Source organism: Anaerosporomusa subterranea (genome assembly GCF_001611555.1).
In the GTDB taxonomy this organism is placed as follows: domain Bacteria; phylum Bacillota; class Negativicutes; order Sporomusales; family Acetonemataceae; genus Anaerosporomusa; species Anaerosporomusa subterranea.
This window is the reverse complement of sequence record NZ_LSGP01000026.1, coordinates 135851-155378: the sequence shown is the minus strand read 5'-3', so window position 1 is coordinate 155378 and position 19528 is coordinate 135851. Positions and strand designations below refer to the sequence as shown.

Sequence of the window (19528 nt, the reverse complement as noted above, 5' to 3'; positions counted from 1 at the left end):
TCATGCACGTTCGGAGGAGTTTGCACCAAGAATTGCGAACATACTATAGAAGCAGGAGCCCAAAAAGGAGATCCCATGAAAGCCACACATCTATACTTCAACTCATTCATCGGCAGCCAAAAGCCGGAAAACATCACTAATCAGGATACCGCTTGCCCCTTCTGTGACCGGAACACACTTGTTGACATTCTTGATCAAGATGGTGACATTATCCTCTTGAAGAACAAGTACCCTGTTCTTGAAGATGCCGTGCAGACAGTGCTAATTGAGACAGCAAACTGCGGCTCAGAATTATCGCTTTACCCGAAACAGCATTTGTATCGTGTTATTCGTTTTGGCATCCAGCATTGGCTTGCGATGGAAAAAGACCCCGCTTTTGCCTCTGTAATTTTTTATAAAAATCATGGTCCTTATTCTGGCGGAACAATCCGGCATCCTCACATGCAAATTGTCGGATTGCGTAAAATTGATTATCGGAAAAATATCAAGCCAGAGTATTTCGTCGGTGAGCTTATCGATGAAAAGCGCGGTGTCACTTTGAATCTCTCAACCTTACCGCGAATTGGCTTTTTTGAGTTTAATATTGTCGGCAAAACCCTCGATCAGTTAGAGCAGACCGCAGACTACATTCAGACAATCGCGCATTACATCCTCAACCACTTTCACCGACGCTGCAAAAGTTATAATCTGTTTTTTTATCGCGTCAACGATAGTGTAGCAATCAAATTAACTCCGCGTTTTGTCACTTCTCCCCTGTTCATCGGCTATGCTATTCCTCAGTTACCTAACCGATTGCTTGATGTGGTTACTGAAGTGCGTTCAATATATTTTTAGCTTCAGTGGAAGCCTTCATTATAGTTGTTGTAAAATTTCTAATAATTCACTGAATTTTCCTCTTGTAAAGTCAATAGAAGTATGCTATTATTTAATCAAGCACAATCCTACTTACTCAGGTTTTCGCGGGCATCGACTCATCGGAAGGTTTTTCGATTGGTTAGCTTCCCTTCAACCTGGAACTTTGGGTAGTGTGTTTTTTTTCCCCCAGTTGGTCCCAATATCCCGAGTTAGTCAAGTCAAAAGTTAATTAGTAACCTATTCCTGAACCCCAGAAAGATCATGTGTATCCCTTCTGAATAACTCCATAGCAAAGGCTGGTTTCGATTCCACTTTGATCAGTAACTTTATCGGTACTACGGAAAACGAAAACCTCGAGAAGTAGGATGGGTGCTTATAATAAGAGAGAAGGCTGGGCCTTCTCTCTTTGTCTTCAATGCTGTCGTTATACTTTTGAATTTTCCAGGAGGCGAAAGATATGCAGCGCGCCGGTATGATCTTTTGGTTAGGATTATTAGGAACAGCCATAGCAATGGGACTGTTGTATTTTTGGTTTGCTACAATCCCGGCCAATCCCAGGCCTGATTTGCTTACATATTTCAGTCTGCAGCAAGTAGAAGATGGGCGCACTTACAGCCGGCCTCTGCGAATTGCCTTTATTATAAGCTTTACGATACAATGCGGCTACTTGACCTGGCTGATATCTAGCGGGCGCGGTCTAGCGATATCGCAAATGATTGTTAAAGCTGTTTCCGGAAGAGCATTGATCAGTTCCTTGTTATTATTTATAGTACTCTGGCTTTCTCTGCAGGTTCTCAGTTTGCCGTTTACATTTTTCAGCAGTTTCATCTGGCAGCAGCAATGGGGATTCTCTACTGAAACCGCTGGTTCATGGTTTATCGATTATCTAAAAAGCGCTGGACTCGAGCTACTGTTGGCCGGTGTGGGGGCAACACTGCTTATCCAGGCGATGCACCGTCTACCCAAATTCTGGTGGTTAGCGGCAGCGGCGTTTATTTCTATTTGGATCGTAGCCTCGTCCTATTTATGGCCGGTTGTCGTGTCCCCTCTGTTCAACCGATTTACTCCAGCCAGCGATCCGGCAGTGACCTCAATGGTAAAGCGACTGGCAGACAAAGCCGGCCTGCCAGTCAATGAAGTTTTAATCATGGATGCCAGTCGCAGAACGACACGGGCCAACGCCTACTTCGCTGGTGTTGGCGAAACGAGACAAGTTGTGCTTTACGACAATTTATTGGCTAAATATCCAGCTGATGAAGTGGAATCTGTCGTCGCCCATGAATTGGCGCACTGGCGGCAAGGCCATATTACTAAAGGCATGCTGTGGGGTATGATCGGAAATCTCATCGCATGGGGAATACTGTTTCTCGTTTTACGGGCTTCTTTGCCGAGTTCAGCAAGCCCCCCGCCTCATGTCTGGCTGTTCATCTTGTTATTTTTCTATCTGGGATCTTTCGTTACACTGCCGGTTCAAAATCTGATTTCCCGGCAAATGGAACGGGAAGCGGATGCGGTTGCCGTCATGCTAACCGGCAATCAAGAGGCGGCAATACGACTGCAGGTTAGTCTGGCGGTTAAAAATCACTCTGACGTCGATCCCGCTCCTTACCTCCGTTTGTTCAGCACCCATCCGTCAGCAATCGAACGCATCACAGCCATTACGAGTTCTCCAAATTAGCGTCCTGATCGCCGTTCTGCACGATACTCACGCCAGTGCAACCAAGATGTACAAAACCCCAGCCAAGTCCCGCCTGCGACGTAGCCAGCCAGTACATCTGTCGGATAATGAACACCGAGATAGATGCGGCTGATCCCAATAAGAGCCACCACGATTCCCGCAGCCAAAAAGACAAGTCCACGTTGGCGAAAAGAGGAAAAATTCCGGCTAAAGGTATATGCCAAAAAGCCATATACGCAGAATGATACCATGGAGTGGCCACTGGGAAAGCTATATCCGGCTTCTTCGACTAAACCGAACAGGTCAGGGCGAGAGCGCGCAAACAAAACTTTTAACACTTGATTAAGGACACCGGCTCCTGCCAGACAGATAAGCAGCGCAATTGCTTCGCGCCGCCAGCCGCGCAACATAAAGACCGCCAGCATGATAATTGTCACGGTCAGCATGACTATACCCGATCCCAACTCGGTAACGGAAAGCATGAACAAGTCGAGAGCTTGTCCGGCTGGATAGCGAATGAATGATGTTACCGCCGAGTCGAAGCCATGCATCTCATTTTCATATAGCGTTTCTGATGCAATTTTACTGAATAATGCCAAAAACAGTGCACTGACTGCCAAGCCGATTATAACGGTCAAATAGGGCCTTTGCCGAACATCATCAATATAGTCAAGTAATCTTTTCATAGTTCCCCCCCGTCCACTAGTATAACATACCAAAAACCCCTCTGCTTCATACAGAAGGGTTTTTGCTTTTTCAGCGACCTGATTTTGCTTCAATCAAGGCAGCCTCTTCAGCAGGAATTCGAATCGCAAACAGCAACAGTGCATTAATGATGCTGATAGTCACTGCAGTGATCCATGCGTTGAAAAACAGTGGAACGCTAGCTAGTTCAATCGCTACAGCAAGATAGTTTGGATGGCGAAGATAGCGGTATGGTCCTTGGCAAATAGGCTGCTTTCCGGGAATGACGAGAATTCGAGTGTTCCAAAACAGCCCCAAGCTGTTGATACACCAGTAGCGCAGACCTTGCGCCAGGGTAAACATTGTCAGCCAAATCGGCCAAAGATAACTCCACTCTTGTCGCCAGTATCCTTCACATACCCAACCAACCAACCAGATACCATGTAAGATGAAGAAGCACGGGTAGTGCCCTTTTCCGTATTCGCGGCCACCTGCTGCCAGAATCCATTCGCGATTAGCAGCAGCGATGCGCAATTCAGCCAAACGTTGTAGTGCAATACAGACGGCTAGGCCTGCCAAGCTCGCTATTACCATCGGAATAATACCTGTTCAGAACTAAACCCCGGGCCAAGGGCTAGCATAACGCCATAGTCGCCGCTTGGCGGGACGTCATGAAGGAATTCGTTCAGAACGAACAAAACCGAACAACTCGACATATTTCCATTAGCGGATAAAACTTCATAGCCTTGTTGCAAACAGTGATCCGGAATACCCAGACTGTCCGCATAGGCTGCTAGTACTTTAGCGCCGCCTGGATGGACGACATAATGAACAATCTCGTTAGGGTCCACTCCCCAGTGTTGACAGGCCTGTTTCAATAAATCTGGTAAGTTATTACGAATGATGCTGGGAATATCACCGGAAAAGCGTACTTTAAACCCACTGTCTATTAGATCCCACCCCATCATATCCTCTGTATCAGGGAACAGCATGCTACATGATCCGATGATTTCCGGTCCTTCACCATCAGATGACAACACCACTGCGGCTGCACCATCCGCAAAAATGCTGGTTCCGACCAAGTTTGACTTCGAGAAATCATCACGCTGAAAGGTCAAACTGCACAATTCAACAGAGATCATAAGAACAGCCTCATAGTTCCCACCACCATATAGTTCGGCAGCCCGCGCCAAACCGGATACGCCACCAGCGCAGCCTAGGCCCCAGATCGGTACCCTGCTGGTATAGGGAGATAGCCCTAAGTCTTGAATCAATCGAGCATCAAGAGTAGGAGTCGCTATTCCAGTTGAAGACACAAACACGACCATGCCGATTTTCTCAGGCGAAATACCTGCCCATTCGATTGCCTCTTGGGCAGCTGCTTTTGCTAACTTAAGCGCTTCTGCTACATATTGTTCATTGGCTTGGGTGAAGCTGTGTTTTTCGCCATACCAGGCCAGCGGCTTAGCAATATGGCGTTTTTTAATACAGCCGTTATCAAAGACTGGCAATAGGCGGTCAATTTGCATAAGTTGCGAACGAAATAGAGATGCCGCAAACTCTTTAATTTCTGCCTGAGATAGGGAATGACCGGGCACGGCAGTACCAATCGCCAAGACTTTAGGATTCCTCATCTTTTCACCTCGCCTATCATGAAAGTATATCGGCAAGTACATTGTCAAGCTGTATAACCTTATGATCCTAGCTGCTAAAACATACCTATATACCCTTTTAAAACAGTGCAGGCGCCCTCTTTCCGGGCGCCTGCACTGTTTGGTTGCCGGGGTCTGATGACTGGTTATTTTTACGGATTATCCTTTTTTCTCTTGCTGTCAGCCTGGGCCGCGGGAACCAGCGAGTCGGCCACCTTTTCAAGTTCTGCCTGAGTTTGTTTTCCTTCGACCACAACTTCCATACCGTCAACATTTCGTGTAGCCTTATTTAACGATGCTGCAGTTGTTCTAGTCTGGTTAGCTACTGACGGGGCTGCAGGCAGATCAGGCGCCACTGCGGTTTTATCAGTAGCCCTATTTTTGGAGCGCTGGGTTACGATAATCTCTTTTTCTGTGTTCTTTCCATACACCTGACGCACTGTCCCGCTAGCCTCCGTCGAGACAGAATCAGCAGAACGGTCAGGTAGAATCATCAGTACTGTGTTGCCGGATTTCGGCGCTTCGGCAACGACCTGCGGTTGTTCCTTCACTTCCAGATCCTTTTTGACCTCTGGTGTTGACGATGCTTTGGCACGGTGCGGCAATTCGTCCGGTTTCACACTTCGTGCTATATTGGGAGTTGACTGACTTGAGTTAGCAGGCAACGACTCAATAATTTTATTGTTATCACGCGTTACAGTCGCATTCGGATTCTCCGTCACAGCCACTTGCGGGCTTTGCATGTTCTCTTTGCTTTGCTCTTGAGCAATCTCTGTCGGCATTTGGAACGAAACGCCTGCGAACAAGAGTGCTGCAGCAGCTACTCCAGCAACTGCTGACAGTAGGCGTTTGCGGCGACGACGTGCGGTAATATCAGAACTGATTTGCTTTGCTAATTGGCTGACAATCGCCGTCTCTTCAGCAGTACAGCCATATTGCTTGATAAACATCGCCGTATTCATTAATTGCTTAACTTCATCATCGGTTGGATGAAATGGTTTCTTACTATTCATCGCATCAATAGCCTTTGAGATTTCCTCGATTTGAAATTGTTCTTTCATCATGTGCGTCACCTCCTAACATTGTCGGTTTATTATCTTGAAACATTTTTCGCAAATTAGCCAGAGCCCGTTGTTGCAGCATCTTGACGGCAGCTTCGGTCTTATTCATCTTTTGCGCTGTTTCCTGCACAGATAGTCCTGCTATCAAACGCATCTCTACAGCCCGCCTTTGATCCTCTGGAAGTTGAGCCAAGGCTGCCGCAACTTCACGTTGCCGTTCGCTTTTTATCATCTGATCTTCTGGTTTATCGGCTGTATCTTCAAGTAGTCCCCGATAATCCGCAACGTCAACGATCTGTGGCGCGCGTCCCAACCGCCGCCAGTGGTCGGCGATTAAATTCAACGCAATCCTCCCCAAATAGGTGCGGAAGGTTGCGTTTCGTTCCTGATAGCGCGGCAATGCCCGAAAAGCTCGGATAAAAGTTTCTTGGGCAATATCCTGCGCGTCATACTGATTGCCAACTTTATAAAAAACAAATTGATAAATCGGCTGCCAATGAAAGCTGAGCAATTCATTTAATGCAGCCCGGTCTCCCGCTTGAGCCGCACTTATCAACTGTCTATCGGTCTGTTTTGACATCATGAGTATCTCATCATCCTTCATTGTTTATAAACGTAGCGACCTAAGAAAAAGTAACGAGAAGAATGATAGAATCAACAAACTTTTTACCCTATTTTCAATTTGCCCATTCGTAGCAGATGCCATACCAAATGAAACGCCGTCAGACCGTTGATAAACGCCCATCTGTTGTTAGGCCCGCCGCCCCATTGCTAGCGTACCCTTTAGTACGCGTCACTGCTGGGGCGGCGGGCCTAACATTTCTGAACAGTCTGAGAATAGGGTTTCTCGATAAACTTACGGCGTCAGAGCAAGCTCTAACGCCGTAAGTTTATCATATTGTTGCTAAAATCAGAGGCTTACTGCCGCCACATTCAAGTATGTCACTTCACGCGAATGCGCGGCACGGTTAAACTGCCCTGCGGCATAAGCACAATACGCGGTTTCGGTCCAAGCTTAGCAAACGCCATTGCAAGCGCCTCTTCCATATCTTTTGCTGGCGTAAACAATAGCATCTTTGCAAACTCAGGCTCCATGGCAGATACCAGAATAAACTCCGCTTTTTTCATCAACCGAGTAACCGCATATGCTTTATGAGCCCCAATTTGAAAATTGGCTTTGACCATCTCCGCAATGCGGTCAGGAGTCTGATATTCGCGCATCCAATCTTCGTAGGTTGCAGAGCCAGTACCTTCAATACACTCACCTAAGAGGATCACAACCCCACCGTCGCGAACCGCAACCCAGGCATTATCCATTGTCTTTTGCATCTGATAAACATTGATATCCTTAGGAAAGCCGCCGCACGTCGCAATGACCAAGTCAGCAGGTTCCTCAAGTTCAGCACCGTACACTTCATCAACTAGCTTGCAGCCTTCAAGGTGCGCCTGAATATAATCGCCAGCAAACACAGCCAGGAATTCTTTTTTCTCGTTGAGAACTACGTTCAGCAGGAAGGAGGGGCGATGCATCTCCACGCCTTCAACTTGATCATGGTAAATCGGATTACCTTCAAGCTTACCGATAAGTGCATTAGGATCAAAAATCATGCTGTGATTTTTGCGAATTGTTTCATATGCTGACACCCCAGGGAGCATTGCCTTGCGGCCACCGCCGAAGCCAGCAAAGAAATGGTGAACAATGCTGCCGGTACAAATAATATGATCAGCCTGCACAACAAGGTTATTGAACCAGACAGGCGTGCCGCGAGACGTCTCGCCAAAGTATGTAAATTGACTGGAGTCTTTTGCATCACTATTGTGCATCTTCACGCGTTTTGCGACCGCTTCGCCAACCTCTTGCACCATCTCTTCGTCAGTCATCAGTCGATGTGTTCCCAACGCAAAGATAATCGCCATATCTTTGTCAGGGATACCAGCCGCATTCATTTCGTCAAGCAGAATGGGCATAAAAACATGACTATTGGCCACCCGGGTCGGGTCGTTGACAATGAAGACTACGGTTTCACCTGGCTTGACAATCTCTCGCAAAGGCTTAGAGCCGATAGGGTGAGCAAGGGCTTGACGGATTGCCGCTTCAGGGTCTGATAACACGGGACAGTCTTTAATTTTGAGTTCACCAGCCACCAGGGAAGGATCAAGCGAAAACTTAAGCTTTTCTTTGCCGTACTTAAATACATAGTCTTGCATAAATAGCCACATCCTTTCTTTACCGTCAGTCGTGCTGCACCTCACCTATATGGTATAGTAAACCTAGCTGTATTTCAATCAAGAATTTTCCAAATTTCATTCTCTTTGCCTACTCTGTCTCTTTATTACCACCAAACCTTCCCCGAGAATTCTGTTGGAAAAAGAAATTCTTGCCAGTATTCGTCGCTTACGTTACTCTTATCTTAATATTGCAAAAAACGCTCTGATGGAGGACGTATTGTGTTCATTCAACGCATTCTGTTGCTTTTCGTCTTATTTGTGCTGATATCCCAGCCAACTTCTCACGCTACTGTTCATATTATTAACGGAAAAATTCAGGCCGCAGACGGCACGCCAACTAGCGCAGACTTAAAAACCCTGGAGACCACAGGCTCGAAAACAACGTATTCTGACTTTCCCCATGGCTACAGCATTTCTTTTCCTCAGCATATGATTGTCGATGTATCTCTTTCTGCCGTTCGCACAGTATTCGCTGATGATAAGACACAGATTGAAGTCTATTACGACAATCTTGCCCATTCAGATGCGTCTGCTAATGATTATATCCATTACGGGCGGCAATTTCTCAATAATACACGGGATCACCATATCCTACTTGAAAAGACATTTTTACGAAATGGCTTAGAGGTGCATTTACTCAAATGGAGCCGCCGGCCATTATCGAGTCTGGCCATTGATAGACGCTATTATGCGACTGCAGAAATCGTAAAAAACAATCGCGAAGTTTATACGATTTTTATCAAATCCACTGAACCGATCAGCAACGAGATGGAACTTATCGATAGCTTCCGTATTATCAAGCAAACCGGCACTGCTGGTATTTATCTACCATCCAAGCAGGCCAAAACATCCTTCAACCCGGAAACAGTAAAATTCTTTGCTACATATTTCGCCGAATCCAGTCCGCTTCGCTGGGGTATTTTCCATCCTAATGCGCCTGATGCGCTGCACCACTTAGAAGCCATCGAGCAAAAGCTTGATTACCAGTTTCCTTTCGTAGTCCGGTATCAGCCGCTAGGCGACGAAGTACCGTTCGTAGCGCTGAGCAGAGCCTATCTTGATCGCAGATATGTAGAATTAACACTGCAGACGTATTACTATGATAAAGATAACGCCAGCGTGATGTATGACATTTTGGATGGGAAATACGACGATTACTTCAGACAATATGCTAAAGATCTTCGAGCCTTCTCTCACCCCGTACTGTTCCGTTTAAACAACGAAATGAATGGTGACTGGTGTTGGTATTCATCCTTTCACACTGCCAAGGATACTGAAATCTATAAAGCAGTCTGGCGCTATATTCATCTCCTGTTCGAGCAAGAAGGAGTCGATAACGTCTTATGGGTTTGGAATCCGCATGATCGCTCATTCCCCAATTTTTCTTGGAATCATTATCTGGTTTATTATCCTGGCGATGACGTGGTTGATATTGTTGGCATGACAGGCTATAATACGGGCAACTACTTTTCTGGAGAAACCTGGCGTGAATTTCAAGAAATTTATGCCCCACTTTACCTAGAATACACTAACATTTTCAACAAGCCTTTAATGATTACCGAATTTGGTGCTAACTCATTTGGCGGTGATAAAACTGCCTGGCTGAAGCAAATGTTTCAAGAGATAAAGAAATTTGAACGAATTAAAGTAGCTATCTGGTGGAGCGGCATCGACAGAGATAGCGAAGGCAGAGCTGCCCGGATTTATCGCTTGGATGAGAACGATAGCGTGATCGGCGCTTTTCGCGAAGGATTAAAAAACTACCGGGAGAAATAAGAATAACGGCTGCAGTCCTTGGGAATTGGACTACTTTACCACAGAGTACACAGAGTAACACAGAGGGTACCCACAGAGTGGTTACGCTTGCCCTATAAGATAATGATAAATAGGGCATAGAGAATGTTATGTAATGGGTAGATCTTTGTGAGCCACTGCAAAACATAGTTATTCTCCTCCTCTGTGTCCTCTGTGTGGCCTCCGTTTCCTCTGGGGAAAACGTTCTCTAGTTCACGAGCACTATACTTTCTAGTCGTTTAAGAAAGACCGTCGTTACATATGAGACTTAGTGGCGTGGTAGTGCGAAAAATCATTAGCGTCGGGCGCTACAATCTCCTTTGGCAGTGGAAAATATTCTCTTGACATTTGTCGAAATTCATTGTTATACTTTGTGCATAGCCCAATTGTTAAAATTTTCACAATGTGTTTTATTCTTTTCTCGCTTGCCCTATGGGCACTTTATTTTACCCGGTATTGTGATTTTTTTCACATACTGTGTTTTACAAAACAAGGAGGCACAATTATGACAGACAAACAAGCGGTGAATATCCTGATAACCAATGCCCAACAAGCACTCAGCGGCATGATGTGCTTAACCCAGGAGCAAGTTGACCGGATTATCAAAGAAATGGCGCTAGCCGGCATTCATGATCATATGCGGCTAGCTAAACTAGCAATTGAAGAAACCAAACGCGGCGTGTACGAAGACAAATGCATAAAGAACATTTTTGCCACTGAATATGTGTATCACAGTGTCAAAAACCAAAAAACTGTCGGCGTCGTCTACGAAAATGATGAAGAAGATTATGCCGAAATCATTGAGCCGGTCGGAATCATCGCTGGCATTACTCCTGTAACTAACCCCACCTCCACTACGATGTTCAAAAGCATTATCTCTATGAAAACCCGTAATCCGATTATCTTCTCCTTTCATCCCAGCGCTCAAGGCTGCAGCGCTGAAGCAGCCAAGGTGATGCGCGACGCCGCAATTGCCGTCGGCGCGCCGGAGCATTGCATCCAATGGGTAGAGGAACCCTCAATCGAGGCAACGCAAGCACTGATGAACCATGAGGCGATCTCACTCATCCTTGCCACTGGCGGTGCAGGAATGGTAAAATCCGCCTATAGCGCAGGCAAGGCGGCGCTCGGCGTCGGCCCAGGAAACGTCCCCTGCTATATCGAAAAAACCGCCAATATTAAACGAGCAGTAACTGACCTGATTTTATCAAAGACATTTGACAATGGTATGATCTGCGCTTCGGAACAAGCAGTGATTATTGATGCCGCTATCTATGATGAAGTAACTGACTACATGAAGGTCAACGGCTGTTACTTTGTCAATCCGGAAGAGCGAGGCAAACTCGAATCCACAATCATCGACTTGGCCAAGGGAACGGTAAATCCCAATATTGTCGGACAATCGGCGGTGACGATCGCACAATTGGCTGGATTCGACGTACCAGCCGACACCAAAATCCTGGTTGGCGAAATCTCCGGCGTCGGTCTGGAGTATCCGTTGTCACGCGAAAAGCTAAGCCCGGTACTGGCCTGTTTGAAAGCCGCTGGCTCGGCTGAAGGGATTCAACTTGCGGTTGACATGGTTGATTTTGGCGGCGCCGGTCATTCCTCTGTCATTCACTCCAATGATGAAGCAGTGATCAACACCTTCTCCGCCCGCGTCCGCACCGGTCGTCTCATTGTCAACCAGCCGTCAAGCCAAGGCGCTGTCGGCGATATGTACAACACGAACATGCCTTCCCTGACACTTGGCTGCGGTTCATACGGCAGAAACAGCACCACCGCCAATGTGACCGCCGTGAACCTGATTAACAAAAAGCGAGTAGTAAGGAGAAAAACCAATATGCAGTGGTTTAAAATTCCGGGCAAAATATACTTCCAGCCTGGTTCAGTGCAGTACTTGAGCAAAATGCGCGATATCTCCCGCGCGTTCATTGTCACCGATGAAATGATGGTCAAACTTGGCTATGTGTCCAAAGTGCTCTACCACCTGCGCAACCGCCAAGGCAATAACTATGTCCATTCGGCAATTTATGATAAAGTCAAACCTGACCCCACGATTCAAGCCGTCATGGAAGGCGTCGCAGCCATGCGCAACTTTAAGCCTGATGTGATCATCGCCCTCGGCGGCGGCTCGGCAATTGATGCGGCGAAGGCGATGTGGCTGTTCTACGAACACCCGGAAACCGATTTCAATGACCTGCGGGCAAAATTCCTTGATATTCGCAAGCGCGTGTTCAAGGTTCCCCAGCTTGGCGATAAGCTGAAATTTGTCGCCATCCCGACCACCTCAGGCACCGGCTCAGAAGTGACCTCATTCACAGTCATCACTGATCCGGATAAAGGAACAAAATATCCGCTAGCCGATTATGAACTGACTCCCGATGTCGCTATCATTGATCCGGACTTTGTCATGTCCGTCCCGCAAAGCGTCACCGCAGATACAGGCATTGATGTGCTGACGCATGCGATTGAAGCTTATGTGTCAGTCATGGCATCTGATTATACTGATGCCCTGGCAATCAAAGCGATCCAACTCGTATTTGAATACTTGCCGAAAGCCTATGCAAACGGCAATGACAAGCTGGCCCGCGAGAAAATGCACAACGCATCCTGCATCGCCGGTATGGCATTCACCAATGCCTTTCTAGGCGTCAACCATAGCCTGGCCCATAAGTTAGGCGGCGAATTCCACTTGCCGCATGGGCGTTCAAATGCAATTTTGCTCCCGCATGTCATCAGATATAATGCCACTAAACCAACCAAGTTCACACCATTCCCTAAATACGAATACTATATTGCTGATCAAAAATATGCCCAAATTGCCAAAGCACTTAATCTGCCTTGCCGGACAACAGAAGAAGCAGTCGACAGTTTGGTCGACGCTATCATTAATCTGATGAAAGCACTTAATATTCCATTGTCAATCAAAGACTGCCAAATCAGCGAAAGCCAGTTCATGCGAGCAGTTGACGACTTGGCTGACAAAGCATTTGAAGACCAGTGCACTCCTGCCAATCCCCGTATGCCGCTCGTATCAGAACTAAAGGAATTGTACATCAAAGCATATCACGGATAAGAGAATCGTTGATGCGGCCTATAAGAAAGACGCTGTCCGAACCACAGAACGAACAGAGTAAATAAAAAGCACCCTCTGAGGGTGCCTAAAGGAGCAGACGGACGAATTTGTCACTTATTAAGAATCGGCGATACTCGCTTATAGATAACCATAGTCGCGATCGATAATACGGTCGCCTTAACCAGATTAAACGGAACAATGCCGTAAGCGACAAAGGTCGGCAAATCAACAATCCGCGGATTGGCGGCGTGCCCCATAGCAAGGATTGCTTCATGCGGGATGCCCAAAACCAAGAGATAAAGCGGTATAAGAACCCAATAATTCAGCATGGATGCAATCAAAGTCATCACCAATCCGCCTACCAGCAACGCGACAGCAGCGCTTTGTCGCGTCTTTTCTTTGTCATAGATCAATCCGGCTGGCACTGTGAAAGCACAGCCGATCAGGAAATTGGCCATTTCGCCAACTCCGGCTGTTTGAGTGCTCGGCAAATGCAGTAGATTTTTAACTAAGCCTACATAAATTGCCGCTACCGGCCCTAGAGAAAATGCTGCTACTAATGCAGGTATTTCACTAAAATCCAATTTCAGAAAAGACGGTAACAGCGGCAAAGGAGTTTCAATAAACATCACCACCGCCGCAATCGCCGACAGCAAGCTGATTTTAGCAATATAACGTCCTTTGTTCTGTACGCTATTACGCTTCATCCTCGCCCCTTCGGCGTTGCTTGGCCTTATACTTACGCCATGCGAAATAGATCAGCCCCACTGCTACTAAAAACAAAAAACCATGCAGAAAATCTTGCGTATAGCGTGCAATCAGCTCGACTGCCTGATCACCATAATAGTAGATGAGAATGCCTTCTAGCAGAAACCGTTTAGCTCTTCCTAAAATCGAGGCGATCGTGAACACAAATATATTTACCTTAAACACGCCGGCAGTTATACTGGTAAATTTATAAGGGATAGGCGCCATCGCCGCCAACCAGATCGCCCAGCCTCCGTACTTTTCCAACCAACCATGAATTGTGTCAACATGTTGCGGCGGCACAACTTTTTTCATAATTGGAAGGCCTAACCGGAAGCCAATTCCATAACCAATATAGCCGCCAAGAACAGAGGCTGCTGTAGCGACGATTGAGTAATAGATTGCTTGACTCGGATCAGCCAGAGCCATCGGAATGAGAAGAACATCAGGCAGTATTGGGGAAAAGAATGATTCAACAAAGGATATAATGAACAGGCCCACCAGCCCGTAGCTTTCCAGCCATGCAATCAATTGTTCCACAGTTTACATCTTCCCTTCAGTTGCAAGTCCTCTTTATTATATCCCAACCAGTCCCCTACGGCAACGCAAAGGGTAAATTAATCAGTGGAACTTTTTTCGCTACTCGATGCTGACTTGATACTCCTGAAGCCAACTATCCAACTGTATAACATATGCCAAGAGTTGTGGCATTCCCATCAATTGACCAAACCATGGAAGGCTAACAGTCGACGTATCAGCCTTTGCGATCTGGCGAATTGCGCTTGGATTAATGAGTTGAAGAACCGGCGAGGTTTGATCATTAAGTATGGTTAAGGCCCACTGACGCACGATTTCTAGAAACTGTGGATTATGCGTTTTCGGATAAGGGCTCTTCTTGCGCCAAAGCACATCATCAGGCAAAAGGCCGGTGAGGGCATGACGCAGCAGGCCTTTTTCCCGGTTTTGATAGTTTTTCATCGCCCAAGGTACATTCCAGACATATTCCACTAAACGGTGATCACAAAACGGCACACGAAGCTCAAGTCCAAACGCCATACTCATACGATCTTTACGATCCAATAAGGTCGGCATGAACCGGGTCAGGCTTAAGTAAAAAATCTCACGCATCCGCGCAGCTTCCACATCCTCACCTGTCAATCGCGGTGTCTCGGCCACGGCGTCACTATAACGGGAGGCCAAATATTCTTCAGCGCGAATTGCTCTAACCACCTCTGGTTTCAGCCAGCTTAGGCGATTCTCAGAGCGGGCTGCCCAAGGAAAGGTCGTAGCCTGTATCATATCCTGCCGATAAAACCAGGGATAGCCGCCAAAAACTTCGTCAGCGCATTCGCCTGACAGACCTACTGTTGCCAATTTCCGAATTTCCCGGGAAAACAAATACAAAGAGGTATCAACATCAGTCATACCAGGCAGGTCTCGTGCAACTAACGCTGCAGGCAGCGCAGAAGCTAACTCTGCTGTTTCAAGACGAATTTCATGGTGGTTGGTGGTATAGTATGCAGCGACTTTTCTTGCCCACGGACCGTCCGCATCAGGCTGAAAGCTGTCAGAAGTAAAATATTTTTCATTATCAATATAATCTACTGAAAACGTCTCGAGACTACCGTCACCATTTTGTTGTTGATTTATCGCCGCAATCGCCGTTATCGCACTAGAGTCAAGTCCCCCTGACAATAAGGTGCATAAAGGAACATCAGAAACCAATTGACGTTTTACAGCATCCTCAATCAGATAACGCACCGTGCTTACAGTCTTCGCAAAGCTATCTTCATGCGGTTGGCTTTCTAGCTTCCAATAGGCCGCAATATGGATTCCTTGGCGATCAAAGACCAGCATCTGACCCGGCTTTAATTCATTGATCCCCTTAAATACGCCATGCCCTGGCGTTCGGGCCGGTCCGACCATCAACAGTTCCGCTAAGCCTTCATGGTTGATAATCGCCTTCACACAGGGATGGGCCAGCAGCGCCTTCAACTCAGAACCAAAAATAAGCTTTTCATTAACTTGTGTATAAAAAAGTGGTTTAACCCCGATACGATCCCGTGCCAGGAACAAGCTCTCATTCTTCTCATCCCAAACTCCAAAGGCAAATATCCCATTTAGTTTGGTCATACACTTCTGGCCCCACTCCATATAGGAACGCAATAAGACTTCGGTATCTGATGCGCTGCTAAAGACATGTCCTCGTGAAACTAATTCCTGTCTCAACTCATCAGTATTGTAGAGTTCTCCATTGTAAGTGATTACATAGGATCTCTCGTCTTGACGCCTTAGCATCGGCTGTTTACCGCCTTCTAAATCGACTACACTCAATCTTCGGTGACCAATAGCCGCATGCTTGCTCAAATAGACGCCAGACGCATCAGGCCCCCGCTGAGCCAAAGTTGCCGTCATGCGATCCAGTATTTCACGTTCTCCCCTGACATCCTGTTGCCAGTCAACCCATCCAGTGATTCCGCACATTGCCATCCTCCCTTTCCTCTAACACAAAGCAAAGCACGCGGCCTGACCGTGGTCAGCGTTACGGCATCATTGCCTACACCGCGTGATTTTACAAGATATGATATGCATTCTAGTTGGTATTGGTTATGATGTGCAGAAAAAAAGCAAAATAAAAAGAAAGGAAGCCCGTTTGGGACTTCCTTGTGCGATCAACGCCCGAAACTAACAGTCATCGTTGTCATCCTCATCTGGCGCTAAACCGGTAACTCCCATCACCATATGACAATGACCGTCATCCACGCTGGTCTCGCCTTCAAAATAGTGTGTATGCATCTCTTCAGACATGTCGGTAGGAACATCTGTTAAGATATCAAACCAATGCCAATGCTCGTCGACAAATGACGTCCTAACGCGAAGGCGGTGAATGTGGGAATCATCGTCGTCTCTAGCTGGCGCGCTAACACTTGTAATCACGTGCTGGTGTCTATCGGCAACATCAGTCAGGGTAGAGTACGTATGGACATGAACCGCATGTCTGTCTTCTCTTGTCTCCAGAAGTTCCTCATCTTGCATAGACATAAGTAGACCTCCTCCATCTAGCTATGTAATAGCATATGCTGTGAGGATACAGTTGGCGCATTAGACTAGAAAAGAGGTTTTTGAAATAGTAAAGGACCGTCAAACAAATAGGGCTACTTGTTGACGGTCGGGTAAATTGTGTTAACGCTTATATGCCACCTAACAGCTCGGCTAGCAGGCGGTACTTTGTATCTTGAACAATTCTATCTGTTGGAATGATGTACCATTCATCTTCAATTTTTTCAAGACCGATAGTCTTAACACTAATTTTCAAGGTGTTTTCCTGATGTATGGTAGCCACTACTACAGCGAAGTCCCCTCTGGCTGAAACCTTTTTAACGGAAAGCAGATTGGCTGTCTTTATATCGTCAACGCCAAAGCCGGTCAATAACTTAGTCATAGTATCAGCGTCAACATCGGTCAAGGCACTTGGCGCCACATAGGCTGCGGCTTTCATTATTTTCTGCGATTTAGCCGCTTCAAACGCGGTTTTCACAACAGCCTCAGGCTCCAGTCCGCGAACGCGTTCAACTGTTCCCGAACATCCCCCGACGAATAAAGCCATTACTACGATTGCAGTCAAGAAAATCACTAGCGAGCGTTTTTTTAACACCTGCACCATCCTTTCTATGTAACGAATAGCAATTCGTTATGTCTACTATAACACAAAATCGAAATTGCAGTCACTGGGAAATAGCACCGTCTCAACGGCAGAAACTTCCTCTGATATTTCTCGTGCCAAAGGCAAACCTATTAAGAGATTGAAATTCGAATAGGAGGCGGAATTATGGAGGATTTTAACGAGAATCATTCCGGTCGCGTTGATCAGCCTCTAGCCCACGAAGCCGGCGTCAACCATACCATCAACGCTGCTGACCAGCAACTCAAAGCCCGCAATCTTCACACCGCAAAATACCTTGCCCGCACAATGCTTTGGGAACAACAAGAAAAAGTGGATAGTGATGACATCGAGATTAGTGAGCAGAATACAATAGAGATTCATGAGTAGCATTAGACACTCAGACTGAATGCATCTATGATTGCATTCAGTCTTTTCGCATTTGAATACAAAAGATTATTCTAATTGTGATTCGCATCACCGTTTGATCTACTAATCATTGCTACAATAAAATCATAGAAATACAGGGAGGAATTCAATATGGAAAAGAAATTCATAAAAAATATCGCTTTCAGTGAAGCGCTTACACTAGAATCACTGGTAGAATACCAAGAAGGACGCGTGGTCAGCCTTACGCTAGTGCAAAATGACGCCATGAGCATGACGCTGTTCGCATTCGCTCAGGGTGAAGGCATCAGCACTCACTCGGCTCCTGGTGACGCCTTAGTCTACATCATCGATGGCCAAGCCAGAATTTCCATTGGTGATAAAACCATTGACGCTAAAGCCGGTCAAACGGTCGTCATGCCATCAAATGTACCACACGGGCTTGACGCGACTGAAAACTTTAAAATGCTGCTTGTCGTGTCCTTTAAATAGCAGAAGATCGGGATAGCTTAATCGCTTTCCCGATCTTCTGCTATTTACTTCTATTACTCAAGGGCGTTCAGAAAGGGCGAGATGCTAGGCAGCCCCGGAAATCCAGCCGCGCCGCGTACGATGCGGGTACGCAAGCAATGGACTTTCCGGGGCTAACAACGCAGATTGGCCTTTATCAACGCCCTTTGCAGCGATACATCGCCAAGTCGGCTGCTGCGATCAAGCTGTCTGCGTCCTGTCCGTCATCAGGAAAAACTGCTACTCCAAAACTCGCCTGCAGACTAAACTGGCAATCAGCCAGACACAAGGGCTTCTCAATCGCTATGATCATCTTTTCTGCAATTCTTCTCGCATCTGCGCGATTGCTGATTGTTGGCAAAAGAACGATAAACTCATCACCGCCAACCCGTGCCACTGTATCGCTTTTACGTACACATCCGGCTAGCCGGCGGCCTATTTCCCGCAGTGCCTGATCGCCAGCCTGATGTCCGATAGTATCATTAATCAGTTTAAACCGATCGAGATCAAGAAACACGATCCCCATACCAGTGTGTTCCTGCTCAGCCTGCTGCAAAGCAAATGCTAATTTCTCCTGAAATTGCAGCCGATTGCCCAGGCCGGTCAATGCATCATGAAAGGCCATGAAGCGCATATCTGTTTCTAACTGCTTTTGTTTTGTGGTATCAATAACTTGCATGATAATGTAACCGCTGTTACTATCCTGTAGAACAGTAGCGTGCTGCTCTACGTCGATGACCCTGCCGTCGCCTCTAATATAACGGACTTTGTTCACCCTCTGAGGAGAACTTCGTTTCTGAAGTGCCTGTATAAATTGCAACTCGGTTTCCAGATCATCGGGATGAACAAAATCACGACTGTAGAGCGCGAGATTATCACTGAACGCATAACCCACAAGCTCATAAAAGGCCGAATTAGCCCAAATACATCCGCCAGCCAGATTACAAATAAGCATGGCAACTGGAGCAACTTCGAAGATCTGCTGAAAACATATCTTTTTTTCAGCGTCGCCTACGTTTGTTCCAAACCAAAGTGGCGCCGTATCTGTAACAGATCCTTCTATAGTATTAGCTCTTATGGTTATCATACCTGTTCCCATCCTTCAGTATCACAGTTCACCTCTATATTGTTCTATGGAAAATTATGGAATCCTTCTTGTCGAAAAATTTTGTTTCACTCTTTTTCAAAGGA

General features: G+C 46.5%; 18 protein-coding genes. 6 read left to right on the top strand and 12 right to left on the bottom strand.

What is annotated here, in order from left to right; all coding sequences use genetic code 11:
* The first annotated feature begins 75 nt into the window (after positions 1-75).
* Complete coding sequence (locus tag AXX12_RS17570) at positions 76-834, top strand: DUF4931 domain-containing protein (RefSeq protein ID WP_066245555.1); 759 nt, start codon at positions 76-78, stop codon at positions 832-834.
* Positions 835-1312: 478 nt separating this feature from the next.
* On the top strand, positions 1313-2533 hold the full coding sequence (locus AXX12_RS17565; protein WP_066245552.1) for a M48 family metallopeptidase: 1221 nt from the start codon (positions 1313-1315) through the stop codon (positions 2531-2533).
* On the opposite strand, the gene AXX12_RS17560 is transcribed toward AXX12_RS17565, so the two are convergent.
* From AXX12_RS17560 to AXX12_RS17535, 6 genes are all read right to left on the bottom strand, one after another.
* The gene (locus tag AXX12_RS17560; RefSeq protein ID WP_066245717.1) at positions 2530-3219 is read right to left on the bottom strand and encodes a phosphatase PAP2 family protein; all 690 of its coding nucleotides are present in this window, start codon (positions 3217-3219) and stop codon (positions 2530-2532) included. The genes AXX12_RS17565 and AXX12_RS17560 overlap by 4 nt on opposite strands.
* A gap of 70 nt (positions 3220-3289) precedes the next feature.
* The gene (locus AXX12_RS17555; RefSeq protein ID WP_066245549.1) at positions 3290-3811 is read right to left on the bottom strand and encodes an isoprenylcysteine carboxyl methyltransferase family protein; all 522 of its coding nucleotides are present in this window, start codon (positions 3809-3811) and stop codon (positions 3290-3292) included.
* A complete protein-coding gene (locus AXX12_RS17550) occupies positions 3805-4851 on the bottom strand; it encodes a type III polyketide synthase (protein ID WP_066245546.1) in 1047 nt (348 codons plus the stop codon). The genes AXX12_RS17555 and AXX12_RS17550 overlap by 7 nt, the downstream gene beginning before the upstream one ends.
* Positions 4852-5021: 170 nt before the next feature.
* Positions 5022-5933, bottom strand: a complete 912-nt coding sequence (locus tag AXX12_RS17545; protein WP_066245543.1) for a hypothetical protein — start codon at positions 5931-5933, stop codon at positions 5022-5024.
* Entirely contained in the window at positions 5887-6513 is a 627-nt protein-coding gene (locus AXX12_RS17540; protein ID WP_197470781.1) for an RNA polymerase sigma factor, read from the bottom strand. The genes AXX12_RS17545 and AXX12_RS17540 overlap by 47 nt, the downstream gene beginning before the upstream one ends.
* Positions 6514-6872: 359 nt before the next feature.
* Positions 6873-8138: a nickel-dependent lactate racemase family protein gene (locus AXX12_RS17535; protein ID WP_066245539.1), complete on the bottom strand. Its 1266-nt coding sequence runs from the start codon at positions 8136-8138 to the stop codon at positions 6873-6875.
* 240 nt (positions 8139-8378) lie between these two features.
* Between AXX12_RS17535 and AXX12_RS17530 the strand changes: the two genes are divergently transcribed.
* Positions 8379-9935 carry a glycoside hydrolase family 26 protein gene (locus AXX12_RS17530; protein ID WP_066245537.1) on the top strand — a complete coding sequence of 519 codons (1557 nt, stop codon included), beginning with the start codon at positions 8379-8381 and terminating at the stop codon, positions 9933-9935.
* Positions 9936-10458: 523 nt separating this feature from the next.
* Positions 10459-13032 (top strand): bifunctional acetaldehyde-CoA/alcohol dehydrogenase, encoded by a 2574-nt coding sequence (gene adhE / locus AXX12_RS17525; protein ID WP_066245535.1) that lies wholly within the window; start codon positions 10459-10461, stop codon positions 13030-13032.
* A gap of 110 nt (positions 13033-13142) precedes the next feature.
* Here the strand turns inward: adhE and AXX12_RS17520 are convergent, their stop codons facing one another.
* From AXX12_RS17520 to AXX12_RS17500, 5 genes are all read right to left on the bottom strand, one after another.
* Complete coding sequence (locus AXX12_RS17520) at positions 13143-13739, bottom strand: ECF transporter S component (RefSeq protein WP_066245533.1); 597 nt, start codon at positions 13737-13739, stop codon at positions 13143-13145.
* Positions 13729-14319 carry a YqaA family protein gene (locus tag AXX12_RS17515; protein WP_066245531.1) on the bottom strand — a complete coding sequence of 197 codons (591 nt, stop codon included), beginning with the start codon at positions 14317-14319 and terminating at the stop codon, positions 13729-13731. Before AXX12_RS17515 ends, AXX12_RS17520 begins: the two co-directional genes overlap by 11 nt.
* A 99-nt stretch (positions 14320-14418) precedes the next feature.
* Positions 14419-16263 carry an asparagine synthase (glutamine-hydrolyzing) gene (gene asnB, locus AXX12_RS17510; RefSeq protein ID WP_066245529.1) on the bottom strand — a complete coding sequence of 615 codons (1845 nt, stop codon included), beginning with the start codon at positions 16261-16263 and terminating at the stop codon, positions 14419-14421.
* A gap of 201 nt (positions 16264-16464) precedes the next feature.
* On the bottom strand, positions 16465-16821 hold the full coding sequence (locus tag AXX12_RS17505; protein ID WP_066245527.1) for a YmaF family protein: 357 nt from the start codon (positions 16819-16821) through the stop codon (positions 16465-16467).
* 148 nt (positions 16822-16969) lie between these two features.
* Complete coding sequence (locus AXX12_RS17500) at positions 16970-17434, bottom strand: hypothetical protein (protein WP_066245525.1); 465 nt, start codon at positions 17432-17434, stop codon at positions 16970-16972.
* Between the two features lie 174 nt (positions 17435-17608).
* Here AXX12_RS17500 and AXX12_RS17495 point away from each other — a divergent pair, with 174 nt between their 5' ends.
* Both AXX12_RS17495 and AXX12_RS17490 read left to right on the top strand, forming a co-directional pair.
* Positions 17609-17830 carry a hypothetical protein gene (locus tag AXX12_RS17495; protein ID WP_066245523.1) on the top strand — a complete coding sequence of 74 codons (222 nt, stop codon included), beginning with the start codon at positions 17609-17611 and terminating at the stop codon, positions 17828-17830.
* A gap of 150 nt (positions 17831-17980) precedes the next feature.
* Positions 17981-18319, top strand: a complete 339-nt coding sequence (locus AXX12_RS17490) for a cupin domain-containing protein (RefSeq protein WP_066245521.1) — start codon at positions 17981-17983, stop codon at positions 18317-18319.
* Between the two features lie 175 nt (positions 18320-18494).
* Here the strand turns inward: AXX12_RS17490 and AXX12_RS17485 are convergent, their stop codons facing one another.
* Positions 18495-19424, bottom strand: coding sequence for a sensor domain-containing diguanylate cyclase (locus tag AXX12_RS17485; protein ID WP_066245517.1), 930 nt, complete (start codon positions 19422-19424; stop codon positions 18495-18497).
* Between the last annotated feature and the right edge of the window lie 104 nt (positions 19425-19528).